Origin of the sequence: Bacillus siamensis, from assembly GCF_051628075.1 — a bacterium.
In the GTDB taxonomy this organism is placed as follows: Bacteria; Bacillota; Bacilli; order Bacillales; family Bacillaceae; genus Bacillus; species Bacillus siamensis.
In genome coordinates, this window is record NZ_CP155579.1 from 1,024,611 (window position 1) to 1,040,999 (window position 16,389).

Here is a 16,389-nt window from a genome sequence, read left to right on the forward strand (position 1 = left end):
AAGAATGATATTTTTTAAAACAGTCATCCCGTTTTTACCAGCAGATGAGATTGGTCATTTTCGTCAACTTTCGATAAAATGTAGAAAGATAAAAAGAGAGGGGTCTTCTAATTTGGGTGTTGAGTTTTTAGTAGGCAGATCGGGGAGTGGGAAAACGAGGCTGATTATCGACAGCATTCAAGATGAACTGCGCCGGGAGCCGTTCGGGAAACCGATCATTTTTCTAGTCCCGGATCAAATGACGTTTTTAATGGAATATGAGCTTGCTAAAACGCCGGATATCGGCGGCATGATACGCGCTCAAGTGTTCAGTTTTTCGCGTTTGGCGTGGCGCGTGCTTCAGCATACCGGAGGCATGAACCGTCCGTTTGTGACGACGACGGGTGTGCAGATGCTGTTGAGGAAGCTGATTGAAGAGCATAAGCACGATTTTAAAGTGTATCAAAAAGCGAGTGACAAAGCCGGGTTCACTGAGCAGGTGGAACGGATGCTGACAGAGTTTAAGCGTTACTGTATTGAGCCTGAAGACGTCCGCCGCATGGCGGAAAGCGGAACGGCGTCAGAATATCGCGGAGAGCGGATGCTGTCTGAAAAACTTCATGACTTAGGCATTTTATATCAGCAGATGGAAAGAAGCCTTGCCGGCCACTATCTGCATTCAGAGGATTATTTGACGCTGCTCGCCCAGCAGCTTCCGTTAGCGGATGTTGTAAAAGGCGCCAGAGTGTACGTCGACGGATTCTATCAATTTACACCGCAGGAATTAAGGGTGCTGGAGCAGCTGATCATGCATGCTGAACATGTCACATTCTCGCTGACGGCGGACAGCCCTACGGGAGAACAGGCACCGGATGAGCTCGATCTGTTCAGAATGACGGGAAGCACATACTATAAGCTTTATCAGACGGCAAAGGAATTGAATGCCGATATTTCCTGCAAGGAACTGCATGGCACGAAACGGCATCAGCATGTGCCGGAACTTGCCTGTTTAGAATCGCAGTACGATGTGCGTCCCGCCGCGGCGTATACCGGCAGGCAGGAAGCGTTTACCGTCATACAGGCGCAAAATAGAAGAGCCGAGCTTGAGGGTATTGCCCGGGAAATTCAATCACTTGTCCGGGACGGAGGATACCGGTACAGAGATATGGCGATTCTCATCCGCCAGCCGGAAGATTATAAAGATTTGCTGAAGGAAGTGTTTGCAGATTACGGGCTTCCTTATTTTATTGACGGAAAAGCTTCTATGCAGCATCACCCGCTTATAGAATTCATCCGTTCAAGTTTGGATGTCGTGAAGGGGAACTGGAGATATGAAGCGGTGTTCCGCTGTGCGAAAACCGAACTGTTATTCCCGCTTGATCAGCCGGTGCAGAAAATAAGAGAGCGGGTCGATCAGCTTGAAAACTATTGTATCGCCTACGGAATTAAAGGGGAGCGCTGGACGAACGGCGAGCGGTTTGTATACAGGCGCTTCGTATCGCTCGATGAGGATTTCGCGCAGACGGATCAGGAAATAGAGATGGAGCAAATGCTGAATGAGACGAGAGAATGGATGGCCGCGCCCCTCGTCCGGCTTCAGAACCGGATGAAAAAAGCGAAAACGGTTCAAAGCATGGCGGAAGCTCTTTATCTCTTTTTGGAAGATACCGATGTTCCCCTGAAGCTGGACCGGAAAAGGCAGCAGGCCGAAGATGCCGGAAACATGATCGAAGCGCAGCAGCACGGCCAGGCATGGGACGCCGTTATCCAGCTTCTCGAGGAGTTTGCCGGCATGATGGGTGAAGATGAAATGTCTTTGGCGCTGTTCCAGCAAATGCTTGAAACGGGAACCGAATCACTTCATTTTTCTTTAATTCCCCCTGCGCTTGACCAAGTGTTTGTAGGGAATATGGACCTGTCAAGAATGTACGGCACGTCCTGCACGTTTGTCATCGGGGCCAATGACGGCGTTCTTCCTGCGCGCCCGGATGAAAACGGCGTGCTGTCCGATGATGACCGGGAGTGGCTGAGAGCGGTCGGAGTGGAGCTGTCTTCCGCGGGGCGTGAGCGGCTGCTTGATGAGCATTTTCTCATCTATATGGCGCTGTCAAGTCCGTCTGACCGTCTGTATGTGTCATATCCGATTGCCGATGCGGAAGGAAAAACGCTCCTGCCGTCAATTGTTGTAAACAGGCTTGGCGAGCTGTTTCCCGACCATCAGGAAAAACTGTCGGCTGCTGATCCCGAGCAGGTAAGCGAAGAAGAGCAGCTTCAATATCTCGTCAATAAACAGGTGGCACAGACGTATACGGCAAGCCAGCTCAGGCTGTGGACAAGAGAGTATGAAATCAGTGATGTATGGTGGAGCGCATACAATGTGCTGATGAAAGAGCCTGATCACCGGCGCGCGAAAAAGCTGTTTTCAAGCCTGTTTTTCCGCAATGAGGCGAAGCGTCTTGAACGTCCTGTTTCGCGCCAGCTTTACGGCGAGCACATTAAGGGAAGCGTCTCCCGGATGGAGGCGTTTAATGCCTGCCAGTTTTCTCATTTTGCATCTCACGGGCTGCAATTAAAAGAGCGGCAGTTTTTCAAGCTGGAAGCGCCGGATATCGGACAGCTGTTTCACTCCAGCCTCAAGCTGATTTCAGACCGGCTTCGTGAGCAGAAGCTGGAATGGCGCGATCTGACGAAAGATCAGTGCCGGAATTTCTCCTATGAAGCGGTGGAACGGCTTGCGCCAAGGCTGCAAAAAGAAATTCTGCTCAGTTCAAACAGACACTTTTATGTGAAGGAAAAACTGCAGAAGATCGTCACGCGTGTCTCAGGCATATTAAGCGAGCATGCGAAGGCGAGCGGTTTTGTCCCGATCGGCCTTGAACTCGGTTTCGGCGGAAACGGTCCGCTGCCTCCGCTCACTTTCACGCTGAAAAACGGCTGTACGATGGAACTCGTCGGCCGGATCGACCGCGTGGATAAAGCGGAAAGTTCAAAAGGCCTGCTGCTTAGAATCGTGGATTACAAATCAAGCGACAAGGGGCTTGATCTGGCTGAGGTATATTACGGGCTCGCTTTGCAAATGCTCACGTACCTTGACTTATCGATTACACATTCAGCGGATTGGCTCGGCATGAAAGCGACACCCGCAGGCGTTTTGTATTTCCATATCCATGATCCGATGATTCAGGCCAGTCTGCCGATGGGGCTTGATGAAATCGAGCAGGAAATTTTCAAGAAATTTAAAATGAAAGGCCTTCTCCTCGGTGACCGGGAGGCAATCAGCCTGATGGATACGACTTTGGAGGAAGGACGTTCAAATATCATTAATGCCGGTTTGAAAAAGGACGGTTCTTTAAGATCCGATTCAGCCGCAGTCAGTGAACGGGATTTTCATCTCCTGACAGACCATGTGCGGCGGACATTTGAACAGGCGGGCGAAGCGATAACGGACGGGCTTGTGTCCATTACCCCGTATAAGCTGAAAGATAAGACGCCTTGTACGTACTGTGCGTTTAAATCGGTGTGCCAGTTTGATGAGTCTCTTAAGGAAAATGAATACCGCAGCCTGAAAGCGGAAAAAGACGGCACCATACTGGATTGGCTGAAAAAGGAGGCGGATGATGATGCAAATTCCTAAACCGAAAGACAGCATATGGACGGATGACCAATGGAGCGCCATCGTTTCTTCCGGCCGCGATATTCTGGTCGCTGCCGCAGCCGGATCAGGTAAAACGGCCGTGCTCGTGGAACGGATGATCAGAAAGATAACAGCGGAGGAAGATCCGGTTGATGTTGACAGGCTCCTTGTGGTGACCTTTACAAACGCCTCAGCAGCGGAAATGAAGCATCGGATCGCTGAAGCATTAGAAAAAGAGCTCGCCAAAAATCCGGGATCTCTCCATATCAGACGGCAGCTCTCTCTATTAAATCGGGCGAGCATTTCGACGCTGCACTCTTTCTGTCTGCAGGTGCTTAAAAAATATTATTATATGATTGATCTTGACCCGGGCTTTCGGATGGCTGACCAGACGGAAGGCGAATTGCTCGGAGACGAAGTCCTTGATGAGCTGTTTGAGGATGAATATGCAAAAGGGAATCAGGCGTTTTTTGAGCTTGTGGACAGATATACGACGGACAGGCATGATTTGGATCTTCAAGATCTCGTCAAGCGGGTGTACGAGTATTCACGGTCTCATCCTGATCCGGAAGCGTGGCTGAAAAGCTTTGTCCGCCTATATGATGTGACGGAAGAAAGCAAAATGGAAGAGCTGCCGTTTTACGAGTATGTGAGAGAAGATGCTGAAATGGCGCTCTTCGGGGCAAAGCAAAAGCTTGAAAAGGCGCTTGAACTGACAAAAGCGCCCGGCGGGCCGGCGCCGCGCGCTGATCATTTTCTGGATGATCTTCAGCAGATAGAAGAGCTGATCAGCTGCCGGCATGACTTTGAGGCGCTGTATGAACGGGTTCCCGCGGTCACATTTAAGCGGGCTAAGGCGGTAAAAGGTGATGAATTTGACAAGGCGCTTTTGGATGAAGCGACCGATTTGCGAAACGGCGCGAAAAAACTGATCGAAAAGTTAAAGACCGATTACTTTACAAGAAGTCCGCAAGATCATGTAAAGAGTTTAACAGACATGAAGCCTGTCATTGAAACGCTCGTTCAGCTCGTGATATCGTACGGAAAACGATTTGAAGCGGCGAAACAAGAAAAATCAATCATTGATTTCTCAGATTTGGAACATTACTGTCTGGCGATTTTAACTGCGGCTGATGAAGACGGCCGGCGGGTGCCGAGTGAAGCGGCCGTTTATTATCAAGAGCAGTTCCATGAGGTTCTGGTTGATGAATATCAAGATACCAATCTTGTACAGGAATCTATTCTGCAGCTTGTGAAAAGCGGGAATGAAGAGGCGGGAAATCTGTTTATGGTAGGCGATGTCAAACAATCGATCTACCGATTCAGACTTGCCGAGCCGCTGCTGTTTCTCGGGAAATATAAAAGGTTTACAGAAAGCGGGGAAGGCGCGGGACAGAAAATTGACCTGAACCGAAACTTCCGCAGCCGCTCCGATATTTTGGACAGTACGAATTTCTTGTTTAAGCAGCTGATGGGCGGCAAAATCGGCGAAGTGGACTACGATGAACAGGCGGCATTGAAGCTCGGTGCGTCGTATCCGCCGAATGACGCGGCGGAAACGGAACTGCTGCTGATTGACAGTGCTGATGATGCAGACAGCTCCGAGGATGCCGAAGACTTTGAAACTGTGCACTGGGAAGCGAAAGCGATAGCCGGGGAGATCCGAAAGCTTGTCTCATCTCCGTTTAAGGTATATGACGGCAAAACAAAAACACACCGGAATATCCAGTACCGGGATATCGTAATTTTGCTGCGCTCCATGCCGTGGGCGCCGCAATTGATGGAAGAACTGAAAAACCAGGGCATTCCGGTGTACGCCAATTTGACGTCGGGTTATTTTGAAGCCGTGGAGGTGGCTGCGGCGCTTTCGGTCTTAAAGGTGATTGACAACCCGTATCAGGATATTCCGCTTGCTTCCGTATTGCGCTCGCCCATTGTCGGCTGTGACGAAAATGAACTTGCGCTGATACGACTGGAAAAGAAAAAAGCGCCGTTTTATGAAGCGCTGAAAGCATATATAGCGAACGGTGACAGACATGATGAGCTGTATCAAAAGCTGAGAACATTTTATGATCATCTGCAAAAGTGGCGGTCATTCTCGACGAATCATTCGGTAGCTGAGCTGATTTGGGAAGTATACCGCGATACCGGGTATTTTGATTATGCAGGCGGCATGCCTGGCGGAAAGCAGCGCCAGGCCAATCTGCGCGTCTTGTATGACCGGGCGCGCTCGTACGAAGCGACGGCGTTCCGCGGGTTATTCCGCTTTTTGCGGTTCATTGAACGGATGCAGGAGCGCGGCGATGATCTGGGGACGGCGCGGGCGCTCAGCGAGCAGGAGGATGTCGTGCGGCTGATGACGATCCACAGCAGCAAAGGACTTGAATTCCCTGTCGTTTTCACCGCCGGACTCGGCAGAAGTTTTAATATGATGGATCTCAACAAATCATACCTGCTTGATAAAGAGCTCGGTTTCGGAACGAAGTATATTCATCCGGAACTCAGAATCAGCTATCCGACTCTCCCGCTTGTGGCGATGAAGAAAAAAATGCGCAGAGAGCTTTTATCAGAAGAATTGCGCGTGTTATATGTGGCGCTGACAAGAGCGAAGGAAAAGCTGTTTCTCATCGGTTCCTGTAAAAACCGGGAAAAACAGCTGGCCAAATGGCAGGCGCAAGCGGACAGGGCCGATTGGCTTCTCTCTGAATTCGACCGCTATCAGGCGTCATCTTATTTGGACTTTATCGGGCCGGCGCTTATCCGCCACCGTGACATGGAGGCGCACAGGCCGCCGGGTCTTTCGGCTCCGGAGGATATCGCGCACGACCCGTCCCGTTTTCACATCCGGATGCTGCAGCAAAGTGAACTGCTGGAAGATAACCCAAAAGAACGTGCTGAAGAAAAGAGCAAACGTCTCAAGGCGATTCAGCAGGGCGAGCCGATTCCTGATTCGTTTTCATTTGATGATCAGGCGCGCCGTCTCCTTGAATGGGAATACCCGTACCGAGAGCTGACGGCTATCAGAACGAAGCAGTCAGTTTCTGAGCTGAAGAGAAAGCAAGAATACGAGGATGAATACAGCGGCCGCTCCCTCATCAAACCGTCAGGGGACACGCTTTTATACAGGCGTCCCGGTTTTATGATGAAAAAAGGGCTGACAGCCGCCGAAAAAGGGACGGCGATGCATACGGTGATGCAGCACATACCGCTGACGCACGTTCCGACTGCCGAAGAAGCGGAGCGGACGGTTCAGACGCTTCACGAAAAAGAGCTGCTGACAGAAGAACAGCGGGACGCTATTGATATCGAAGACATTATACAGTTTTTCGAAACTGAAATCGGGAGAGACCTTCTCGGGGCGCGGCGGATTGATCGGGAGGTGCCGTTCAGTATGGCGCTTCCGGCCGGCGAGGTGTACAAGGATGCAAAAACGGCCGGTGAACCGCTGCTCGTGCAGGGGATTATTGACTGCCTCTACGAAACGGCGGACGGACTCTATTTGCTGGATTATAAAACAGATCGGATAGAGGGGAAATTCCGGAACGGATTTGAAGGCGCGGCCCCGATCCTGCAAAAAAGGTATGAAACACAAATCGAATTGTATACAAAAGCGATTGAACAAATTACAAAAACGAAAGTGAAAGGGCGTACGCTCTATTTCTTCGATGGAGGTCACGTTCTTACACTGTAATAAGATCCGAAGCTCCTTTTTGGAGCGGATCTTTTTTTCTATCAGAAAAGTGAGGTGAATGCTATGCGCATTTTACATACAGCTGACTGGCATCTCGGCAAAACGCTTGAAGGCAGAAGCCGGCTGAGTGAGCAGGCCGAGGTATTGGAAGAGCTGAATACCATTGTCAAAGAAGAAAACATTGATGCGGTCATTATGGCAGGAGATGTATTTGATACGGTCAATCCGCCTGCGCTCGCTGAACAATTGTATTATGAAAGTCTTTCCGCGCTTTCTGACGGCGGAAAACGCCCGGTTGTCGTCATTGCCGGAAACCATGACAATCCTGACAGGCTGGCGGCGGCTTCTCCGTTAACAGATGAGCGGGGCATTCATTTAATCGGCTATCCGCGGACAGAACCCGTCCATATCGAGGTGCCGTCGGCGGGCGAGCTGTTAGCCGTTGCCGCGCTGGCCTATCCGTCAGAAGCGAGATTAAACGAAGTGCTGTCTGATACGTTTGAGGAAAAGCTTCTTCGCGATCATTACGATGTGAAAATCAGAGAGGCGTTTGCCCGCATGTGCGGACTGTGCCGGGATGATGCCGTGAAAGTCGCGGCGAGCCATATTTATGTCGCGGGAGGAAATCAGACCGATTCAGAGCGTCCGATTGAAGTCGGGGGCGCTTACACAGTCGCCGCAGAAAGCCTGCCGGCTGATGCGGCTTATGTGGCCCTCGGCCATCTCCACCGTCCGCAAACGATCAAGCGCGCCAAAACGGCTGCCCGCTATTCCGGCTCTCCGCTGGCATACAGCTTTTCAGAAGCCGGTTATGCCAAATCGGTGACGGTGGTAGAAGCGAAGCCCGGAGGAGAAGCGAAGTGGGAAGAGATTTTTCTGTCCTCGGGTAAACCGCTCGTTAAATGGAAAGCGCAGGGGCTGAGCGAGGTTCACGGCTGGATTGATGAAGGGCGTGACCAGAATGCCTGGATCGACCTTGATATCCATTTGACGGATCAGCTTTCTCTGGAGGAAATTCACCGGCTGCGAAAGGCGCATCCCGGCTTTATCCATATCAGGCCGGTTTTTGAAGAAAAAGAGACCGGCAATGACCGGATTGAAGTGAAGCACATATCAATTGAGGACCGATTTAAGAAGTTTTATGAAAAGCAAACAGGCGGCGCCGTGCCGGATGAGGAGATGGTCAAGCTGTTTTTAGAGCTTGCGTCAGCAGATGATGAGGAGGATGCGACATGAAGCCGATTCTGTTAACGATAAAAGGGCTTCACAGCTTCAGAGAGGAACAGACGATTGATTTTGCCGGACTGTCCGGAGCAGGCGTGTTCGGAATTTTCGGCCCGACGGGAAGCGGAAAGTCGTCGATCCTTGATGCTATGACACTCGCTTTATACGGAAAGGTGGAGCGCGCCGCAAATAATACGCACGGCATCTTGAACCATGCCGAAGATCAGCTCGCCGTCTCCTTTACATTCGCGCTTCAATCAGGCCACCGGGTGTCTTATAAGGTCGAGCGCGTTTTTAAGAGAACGGATGAAACGAAAGTGAAAACCGCCCTCTGCCGCTTGATTGAAATCAAAGACGAACAAACCGTGCTTGCTGATAAAGCGAATGAAGTGAACAAAAAGGTGGAAGAGCTTCTTGGCCTGACCATTGACGACTTTACAAGAGCCGTCGTGCTGCCGCAAGGGAAGTTTGCCGAGTTTCTGTCGCTTAAAGGCGCGGAAAGAAGACATATGCTGCAGCGTCTTTTTAATCTGGAACAGTACGGGGACAGGCTTGTCAAAAAACTGCGGAAGCGCGCGCAGGAAGCGGCGGCGAAAAAAAATGAAATGCTTGCCGAACAATCCGGCCTCGGAGACGCGGGAGAAGATGCGCTGAAGCAGGCGGAACAGCAGTTTCACGAAGCGAACGAACGGCTTGAAGCAGCTGAGGAGAAACGGGTCCGGGCAAAAGAGCGTTTTGAAAGTCACCAGGAGATTTGGAACCTGCAGACAGAAAGAGATGAATATGAGCGCCGCCTGAAAAAGCTTGAGGACAGGCGCCCGTATATCACGGATTTGACTGAGCGTCTTAAAGAGGCGGAAACCGCTCTCGCCCTTGAGCCGTACGCAGAACGCTATTCGGAAGCCGTACGCCGGCAGCAGCGCGCCGAACAGGAGCACGAACTGGCCAAACGGAAATCAGAGGCGGAAACCGCTTCATTTACCCGGCAAAATGAAGCCTATGAAGCGTGGCGGGTTCATAAGGCTGAACAAGAGCCGAAGCTTGTCAAGGAAGAAGAATTGTATCAAAGATTGTCAGCCGTTGAACAAAAGCTGCTTGAAGCAAAAAAAGAAGCGGAACAAACAAAGGCGGAGCACCGCAAAAAAGAGGAAGAATACGAAGCCGCCTCGAAACAGCTGAACGCAGTGAAAGACCGCCTGATCCGCGGCCAAAACAGGCAGAATGAGCTGAAAGAAGAGCTGAGGGCAGTTCAGGTGACCGCTGATGAACGGAAAAAATGCCAGACCGCCGCACAGCTGGCAGCCGGCTTTCAGCAGACACAGGAACAGATCACGAAAGAACGGGCCAATTTGTCAACGCAGATGAAGAACATGGAGAAGCTGAACGGAGAAAGCGAGGCGCTCAGCGCAAAAGCGAAAACGGAAGAAGAAGACATTACGCGCGCTTATCAAACGCTTCAAACCGTGTACCATATGGTCTGTGAAACGGAACGGTCACTAAAAGCCGCAGCCGAACGGGCCGGCAAAACGCAAGCCGACCTGCGCAGGCGCTCAGAGGAAGCGAGAACGGCTGCATTAACGAAAGAATTATCGGAAAAACTGATTGAAGGAAAGCCTTGTCCTGTATGCGGCTCGACGCAGCATGACCGTCCGCGCTCCGCTCATGAAACACATTCGCCAGATACGGATGTGCAGGAACGTTTGCAGCAGGTTGAAGCGCTGCTGTCCGAGGCGGCGGCTCTTTCTCAGGAAGTGCTGACAGCCAAGGTTGCATTAGAAGAGCAGTCGGGGCGTTTTACCGAAGAATGTCCGTTCCTGCAAAGCGCCCGGACCCCGGAGCTGGAAGCCGCTTCTTCCATCAGCGGCCGTCCGCTTGATGAAGCGTTCAGCGCCGTCCGCTTGGAATGGAAACAAATGAAGCAGGATATGCTGTCGGTAAAAGAGAAGGTCACGAGACTGATCAGCGCGTATCAGCAGACGGTGAAACAAGCTGAGCAGCTGGCTGAACGAATCCGCTATGAGGAAAAAGAAGCCGATCGCATCAGACATTCATTACAAGAGCTTGAATCACTCTCAGAAAGCCGATTAAATCAGTACAACGAAGTCTGCGGGGATATTCCGGTAAATCAGGTTGACGCCTGGCAGGCTTCGATAGACGATAAAGACCGGCAGGCAGAAGAGTTTGAGAAGCGCATTGAAACGAGCATCGCATTTCTCAAGGAACATGAAGAAGAGAAAGAGCGGCTGCAGGAGAAGAAGCATCAGCTTGAACGGGAACGGCTCGAGCTTCACTATGCAGCAGAGCGCCTGCAGCAGGTGATTGACGGGTATGAACAAGAGCTCGGCACAGCAGCAGAAGAAACATCAATTTCCGCAAAGCTTGAAGCGGTACGGCAGGAATTACAGCTGTTAAAAACGAAAGAACAGTCCTTATTCGATGCGCTGAAGCAGGCTCAGCAATCACTGAATGACGCAAAAGGCCGGGAATCCGGAAGTCTCATGTCACTGCGGGACGCTGAATCCGCCCTTGAGAAAGCGCAAAATGACTGGCGCGTGAGATCAAAAGATACCGGGTTTGCCGAGCCGGACCAAGTCAAAAAAAGCCTGCTTCCGCAAACCCGTGCAGAGGAAATGAAAACAGAAATTGATGAGTTTCTCGACACCTCAAAGCAGCTTTCGGCAAATATCCGCCGTGTCACTGAAAAATTAGCTGACCGCCGGGTAACGGAAGAAGAATGGACAGCATCGGTTTCTCTGCTGAAGCAGGCGGAGGCTGAGTCAGGCGCAGCCATGGAGGAAAAGGGCGCCCAGGCAAAAGCCTTTGCGGTTATGCAAAAACAGCATAAGCGCTTTAAAGAAATTGAAGCCGAACTGAAAAGCTGGCAGACGCAGATTGACAGACTTGATAAGCTGCAGTCTGTATGCAAAGGCAATACATTCGTCGAATTTTTAGCGGAAGAACAGCTGGAAAGCGTGGCCCGGGACGCCTCTGCCCGGCTCGGAGCACTGACAAGACAGCGGTATGCCATTTTAGTCGATTCAGAAGGCGGCTTCATCATGCGCGATAACGCGAACGGCGGCGTCAAACGGCCCGTATCAAGCCTTTCCGGCGGGGAGACGTTTCTGACATCGCTGTCGCTTGCGCTTGCTTTGTCCGCCCAAATTCAGCTGCGGGGTCAATACCCGCTGCAATTCTTCTTCTTAGATGAAGGATTCGGGACGCTTGACCAAGGGCTTTTAGACACCGTTGTCACAGCGCTGGAAAAGCTGCAATCGGATAATTTGTCCGTCGGGGTGATCAGCCATGTGCAGGAGCTGAGAGCGCGCCTGCCGAAAAAATTAATCGTTCATCCGTCCGAACCGGGCGGAAAAGGCACCCGGGTCACATTGGAGATCATGTAAGAAAGGAGAAGGGATTATGGCCGATTCTGCCGAGGGCACATGTGAATTATGCGGCCGCCGCCATGTGCGGCTGACAGAGCACCACTTGACGCCAAAGGAAGAAGGCGGGACATTCCTTCCGACCGCAATGCTCTGCATCCCTTGCCATAAACAGATTCACGCCCTTTATACGAACCGGGAGCTTGCGGCAAGGCTTGCGGGAATAGAAGAACTGCGGCATGATCCGAAACTTGCGCGGTTTGTGAAATGGATCAGAAAACAGCCGCCGGAAAAGCTTGTGAAAACAAAAAAAGCAAAAGAACGAAAAAAACGCTGAACAAAAAAGCAGCCCTCTCTTTAAAGAGCGGCTGCTTTTTATGCGTTTCCGGTCACATTCTGATCGCTGACATCGGGGTCTATATAGTTTGTCGCATTGACAACGTTGTTTAATAACAGGAAATCTCCGGTATTGCCTGCTCCCGAACCGAGCGCAGATTTAGAAGAGCTTTTTGGAGAAAGGTAAAAGGAATCACCAAAGTTTACGACTCCGCCCGATATGGAATTGATAGCTATAGGTCCGGTAATTGCTGGCATAAACGACACCCTTTATAGAAGTCTCACCGTCATTATATGTCAGGGCTGCGGCGTTTGTGAGCTCGGTGACTCGATCTGCCTAATATGTTTCAGCCTCGAATCGCCCAGCACGACCGACGTTGATCCGATTTGAACCACGGACGCTGACGATACCCCTTGGACTTTCAGATTTCTTACCCGAATCGAAGGGTTTTCATGGCTGAATGCACTTTGAACTCCCGTTTCCGGTAACGGCATGACGGCCGGCTGCCGAAAGATCTGGTATTCTTTTGTGTTAAACGAGCCCTCATCGTCTCTGTATACAGCAACACTGCGCTGATCGGCCAATACTTTGACTTTCATATTGATTTCATTCGAATCGCCTGCTTGAAAAACACTCCCGATCCCGACTGAATTGATTTTGGCGTTCCTGAGGCGTGAAATCCGCTTTAACATTATTCCTGAGCCAGCGGCACAAGAGGCCCGATAATGAGAGATTCCGGAGGTGTATCAAAGATGGAAGACAGATAGACGGACTCGGTGTCGCCGATTAATAATAGGGAAGAACTGGACACACCGGTAGACCGGATGTCGCCGACTTCAATATTCCGGTTAATCACTGTAAAAATCATGACGGATCATCACCTTTCATTTCACCTGGTATGTGTTTAATAAAATGCTCGACGGCCCTGACAATATCACGCTTCACGTGTTCGGCAATCTGCTCTGCGTATTGCGCGGGCGTCGTGTTTTCTTCTTTCTGGACTTGGGACAGGTAATACTTAATACGGCTGTCCATCTGCTTTCTGATATCTTCTATAATATGATATTTGTTCGTTTCGTCCAGCCTGCTCTCATACTGTGTTTCGAGCTGCTCTAACAGCACGGGGATTTCTTCATTCAGGTACATATCGACGTTTTGGCGGATTTGCTGCATTTGCTGGCCCGCCTGTTCCTGCTGCATCATTCCGACCTGCGGAGTTGTCTGGCCGACTTCAAAATTTTGCACGGCATTCGGATCAGTCGGATTCAATCCGATATTCAGCGTTCCTTCCAGCCGTTCAATTTTCAGCTGATCAAATTTATATTCGAGCCGATCAATCCTTGTGGAAGGCTGCTGTTTCAGTGTTGATATTTCACTCTGAAATTCTTTCAGCTGCCGTTCGAGCTCCTGAATCTGAAGCGCCTGCTGCTGGACGAAGGAATTTAAATTCTGCAGGTAGGATGAAACCGATTGATCATACATGACATTCACCTCGCGTCTCGTTTCCTTCATTGAACTACCGGCTTGGCGGCTGGAGCGGTACAAATGATGAGGTGCCGGGGCCTCCCCCTGTGGTTACAGTCTGCTGCCCCGCGGTGACAGGCGGCGCTGGCTCTACATAGCTCCCTGTGTTATACAGATTGGAAAGAGATTTAATTGAACCGGCGCTCCCGATTTGCAGTATGGAGGAATTGCTGACAGATTCTACACGCATGTAATTGATATGGATCGACTGATTGACGTAAAAATTCATACGGCGCCTCCTTTATGCGTTACCTGCCATCGGCTGATCGATTACATCATTATCGTACACATTCGTTGCATTCCTGTAATTCGTCAGTGTGAGATTGTCTCCGGTATTAAAGCTGCCCGCTCCGGCAAATGTCTTAACCTCTGCTTTTGGAGAAATGGTGATGCAGTCGCCTATATGAACGACTCCGCTCGTACCGACGGCATTAATTTTAAACGCTCCGACAATTGCGGGCATACGAGCACATCCTTTTCGTGAAAATTTTAATGGAATACACTCCAGGAGCTTATTTGGGCTGCCTGCCTAAAATAGCTTATGACAAACGCACATTTTTGTGAGCGGAAAAAACTTTAGGCATAAAAAAACACCGGCGCTTTAAGCATGCCGGGTCTTAAAACAAATGATTCAGATCTATATACATATCATGTTTATGAGAAAGCCTGTTTTTTTCCTGCTGTGTACTCCGGCTGTATCTGTGCGGCCGGGTTCATCCCGCCGTCTTTCGTTTGTTGGATGAGCCCGCCCCGGCACCCGTTTAAGAGGCTGTCCAGCTCCTGGCTGCACCTGATGGTCTCCGTCGCGTTGATTCCGAATTTTTGCGCTGTCTCGAATAAAGTCAATCTTTTTTCTTCAATTTTTCTGTTCATCGTGCGATCTCCAATTCTCGATTATTTTGGAAAACATAGGATGAGAATAGTATAACCTATTTTGGCTGAGAAGGTTTTATTTCGTCAATATGACTAAAAAAGTGACAATTTTTGATACTCTTTTACGATGATTTTCAGCCTGTTCAAAAGAGGAATTTCCCGCCTGCAGAAAGAATACATAAAGATGCCAGATTTAAAAATGATGGGGGATTAACATGAAATTTGCGACAGGGGAACTGAACAGCCGGAAATTTGTCGGTCTGATCATTGATGATGACAAAATCTTAGATCTGCAAAAGGCTGAAAAGAAACTGTTTGAACTTGAGACGATTCCGGGTTCGCTGATCGAGTGCATTCAAAAGGGGGAAAAGTTCGTCGCGCATGCCGGGCAGCTTGCGGAATGGGCGAAAAAACCGAATGATGAGTCGGGTTCATTTATGTATGCGCTGTCTGACGTGAAGCTTTGCGCGCCTATTCCGAGACCTTCAAAGAACGTGATCTGCATCGGGAAAAATTACCGTGATCATGCCGTTGAAATGGGAAGCGAGGCGGATATCCCGGAGCATCCCATGGTTTTTACAAAAGCCCCGACCGCCGTTACGGGTCACGGAGAAACGGTGAAAAGCCACTTGGACGTAACGGAGCAGCTTGATTATGAAGGGGAGCTTGCGGTTATCATATCAAAAAGCGGATCACACATCTCCAAAGAACATGCGCTCGATCATGTATTCGGCTATACCATAGTAAATGATATAACAGCGCGCGATCTGCAGAAAAAGCATCAACAGTTTTTTATCGGCAAAAGCCTAGATACGACATGCCCGATGGGACCGGTCATTGTACATAAATCAGCTGTCAGTGATCCGCAAAGCCTGCAAGTTGAAACGCGGGTGAACGGGGAACTGCGCCAATCAGGATCAACGGGCGACATGATTTTTCCGATTGCTGAATTAATCGAGACGCTGTCAAAAGGAATGACGCTTGAAGCCGGGGACATTATAGCGACGGGGACGCCGTCCGGTGTCGGGAAAGGATTTAAGCCGCCGATATTTTTACAGCCGGGAGACCGCATTGATATTACAATTGAACCGATCGGCACGCTGTCGAACCAAATCGGATAATTGAGTGTTTTTCTTGAGAATGATTATGCTCACAGCGGCTTGTTGTGGTACCATAAGTGAGGCAGATTGATCTGATAGGGGGAATTGAACATAATGACACATTGGCATATTACTTCATGGGTCGTTGCGCTTATCCTGGTGTTTGTCAGCTACGGGCTGTACGGCTCCGGAAAAGCGAAGGGCGCAAAAATAACGCATATGATTCTGCGCTTATTCTACATTATTATTATTTTGACCGGCGCTGAACTGTTTGTCCGTTTTGCGAATTGGAACGGAGAATACGCCGGAAAAATGCTGCTCGGCATCATTACCATCGGACTGATGGAAATGCTGGTCATCCGCAAGAAAAAAGGCAAATCGACCGGAGGACTGTGGATCGGTTTTATTATCGTGCTCATCCTGACGGTGCTTCTCGGCCTTCACTTGCCGATCGGCTTTCACATATTTTAATCAATCGCTTGAAAACCCGGATGTAATCCGGGTTTTTTTATTTATGCATACATTCTGCGCAACTGTGCCGCTGAATGAGAAATGCCGTGACAGGGGGATGTTGATGAGGCGAAGGAGATGTGCAGGATGCCAAAAGCGTCAATCACTCTTGTGACCGCAAAAGCTACGGCTGTGAA

General features: G+C 50.1%; 14 protein-coding genes. 7 read left to right on the plus strand and 7 right to left on the minus strand.

Annotation, left to right across the window (positions count from 1 at the left end; genetic code table 11):
* Positions 1-112: 112 nt before the first annotated feature.
* The 5 genes from addB to ABDB98_RS05335 all read left to right on the plus strand — a co-directional run bounded on the left by addB (position 113) and on the right by ABDB98_RS05335 (position 12,245).
* Positions 113-3,613 carry a helicase-exonuclease AddAB subunit AddB gene (addB, locus tag ABDB98_RS05315; protein WP_438421571.1) on the plus strand — a complete coding sequence of 1,167 codons (3,501 nt, stop codon included), beginning with the start codon at positions 113-115 and terminating at the stop codon, positions 3,611-3,613.
* Positions 3,600-7,304: a helicase-exonuclease AddAB subunit AddA gene (gene addA, locus ABDB98_RS05320; protein ID WP_438422116.1), complete on the plus strand. Its 3,705-nt coding sequence runs from the start codon at positions 3,600-3,602 to the stop codon at positions 7,302-7,304. The genes addB and addA overlap by 14 nt, the downstream gene beginning before the upstream one ends.
* Positions 7,305-7,367: 63 nt before the next feature.
* Complete coding sequence (gene sbcD / locus ABDB98_RS05325; RefSeq protein WP_438421572.1) at positions 7,368-8,540, plus strand: exonuclease subunit SbcD; 1,173 nt, start codon at positions 7,368-7,370, stop codon at positions 8,538-8,540.
* On the plus strand, positions 8,537-11,929 hold the full coding sequence (sbcC, locus tag ABDB98_RS05330) for an exonuclease subunit SbcC (protein ID WP_438421573.1): 3,393 nt from the start codon (positions 8,537-8,539) through the stop codon (positions 11,927-11,929). The genes sbcD and sbcC overlap by 4 nt, the downstream gene beginning before the upstream one ends.
* 16 nt (positions 11,930-11,945) lie before the next feature.
* The gene (locus ABDB98_RS05335; protein ID WP_188153886.1) at positions 11,946-12,245 is read left to right on the plus strand and encodes an HNH endonuclease; all 300 of its coding nucleotides are present in this window, start codon (positions 11,946-11,948) and stop codon (positions 12,243-12,245) included.
* 38 nt (positions 12,246-12,283) lie between these two features.
* Here ABDB98_RS05335 and ABDB98_RS05340 read toward each other — a convergent pair whose 3' ends face one another.
* The 7 genes from ABDB98_RS05340 to ABDB98_RS05370 all read right to left on the minus strand — a co-directional run bounded on the left by ABDB98_RS05340 (position 12,284) and on the right by ABDB98_RS05370 (position 14,642).
* Positions 12,284-12,502: a spore germination protein gene (locus tag ABDB98_RS05340; protein WP_045925297.1), complete on the minus strand. Its 219-nt coding sequence runs from the start codon at positions 12,500-12,502 to the stop codon at positions 12,284-12,286.
* 39 nt (positions 12,503-12,541) lie between these two features.
* Positions 12,542-12,937, minus strand: a complete 396-nt coding sequence (locus ABDB98_RS05345; RefSeq protein WP_438421574.1) for a spore germination protein GerPE — start codon at positions 12,935-12,937, stop codon at positions 12,542-12,544.
* Positions 12,937-13,113 (minus strand): hypothetical protein, encoded by a 177-nt coding sequence (locus ABDB98_RS05350; protein WP_045925299.1) that lies wholly within the window; start codon positions 13,111-13,113, stop codon positions 12,937-12,939. Before ABDB98_RS05350 ends, ABDB98_RS05345 begins: the two co-directional genes overlap by 1 nt.
* Positions 13,110-13,727 carry a spore germination protein GerPC gene (locus tag ABDB98_RS05355; RefSeq protein ID WP_045925404.1) on the minus strand — a complete coding sequence of 206 codons (618 nt, stop codon included), beginning with the start codon at positions 13,725-13,727 and terminating at the stop codon, positions 13,110-13,112. The genes ABDB98_RS05350 and ABDB98_RS05355 overlap by 4 nt, the downstream gene beginning before the upstream one ends.
* A 34-nt stretch (positions 13,728-13,761) precedes the next feature.
* On the minus strand, positions 13,762-13,998 hold the full coding sequence (locus tag ABDB98_RS05360) for a spore germination protein GerPB (protein ID WP_007409164.1): 237 nt from the start codon (positions 13,996-13,998) through the stop codon (positions 13,762-13,764).
* A gap of 12 nt (positions 13,999-14,010) precedes the next feature.
* Positions 14,011-14,232: a spore germination protein gene (locus tag ABDB98_RS05365; protein ID WP_060963119.1), complete on the minus strand. Its 222-nt coding sequence runs from the start codon at positions 14,230-14,232 to the stop codon at positions 14,011-14,013.
* 191 nt (positions 14,233-14,423) lie between these two features.
* Positions 14,424-14,642 carry an aspartyl-phosphate phosphatase Spo0E family protein gene (locus ABDB98_RS05370; RefSeq protein WP_438421575.1) on the minus strand — a complete coding sequence of 73 codons (219 nt, stop codon included), beginning with the start codon at positions 14,640-14,642 and terminating at the stop codon, positions 14,424-14,426.
* A gap of 215 nt (positions 14,643-14,857) precedes the next feature.
* Here ABDB98_RS05370 and ABDB98_RS05375 point away from each other — a divergent pair, with 215 nt between their 5' ends.
* Complete coding sequence (locus tag ABDB98_RS05375) at positions 14,858-15,763, plus strand: fumarylacetoacetate hydrolase family protein (protein ID WP_438421576.1); 906 nt, start codon at positions 14,858-14,860, stop codon at positions 15,761-15,763.
* Positions 15,764-15,856: 93 nt separating this feature from the next.
* Complete coding sequence (locus ABDB98_RS05380; protein WP_045925301.1) at positions 15,857-16,213, plus strand: YisL family protein; 357 nt, start codon at positions 15,857-15,859, stop codon at positions 16,211-16,213.
* Positions 16,214-16,389: the final 176 nt, after the last annotated feature.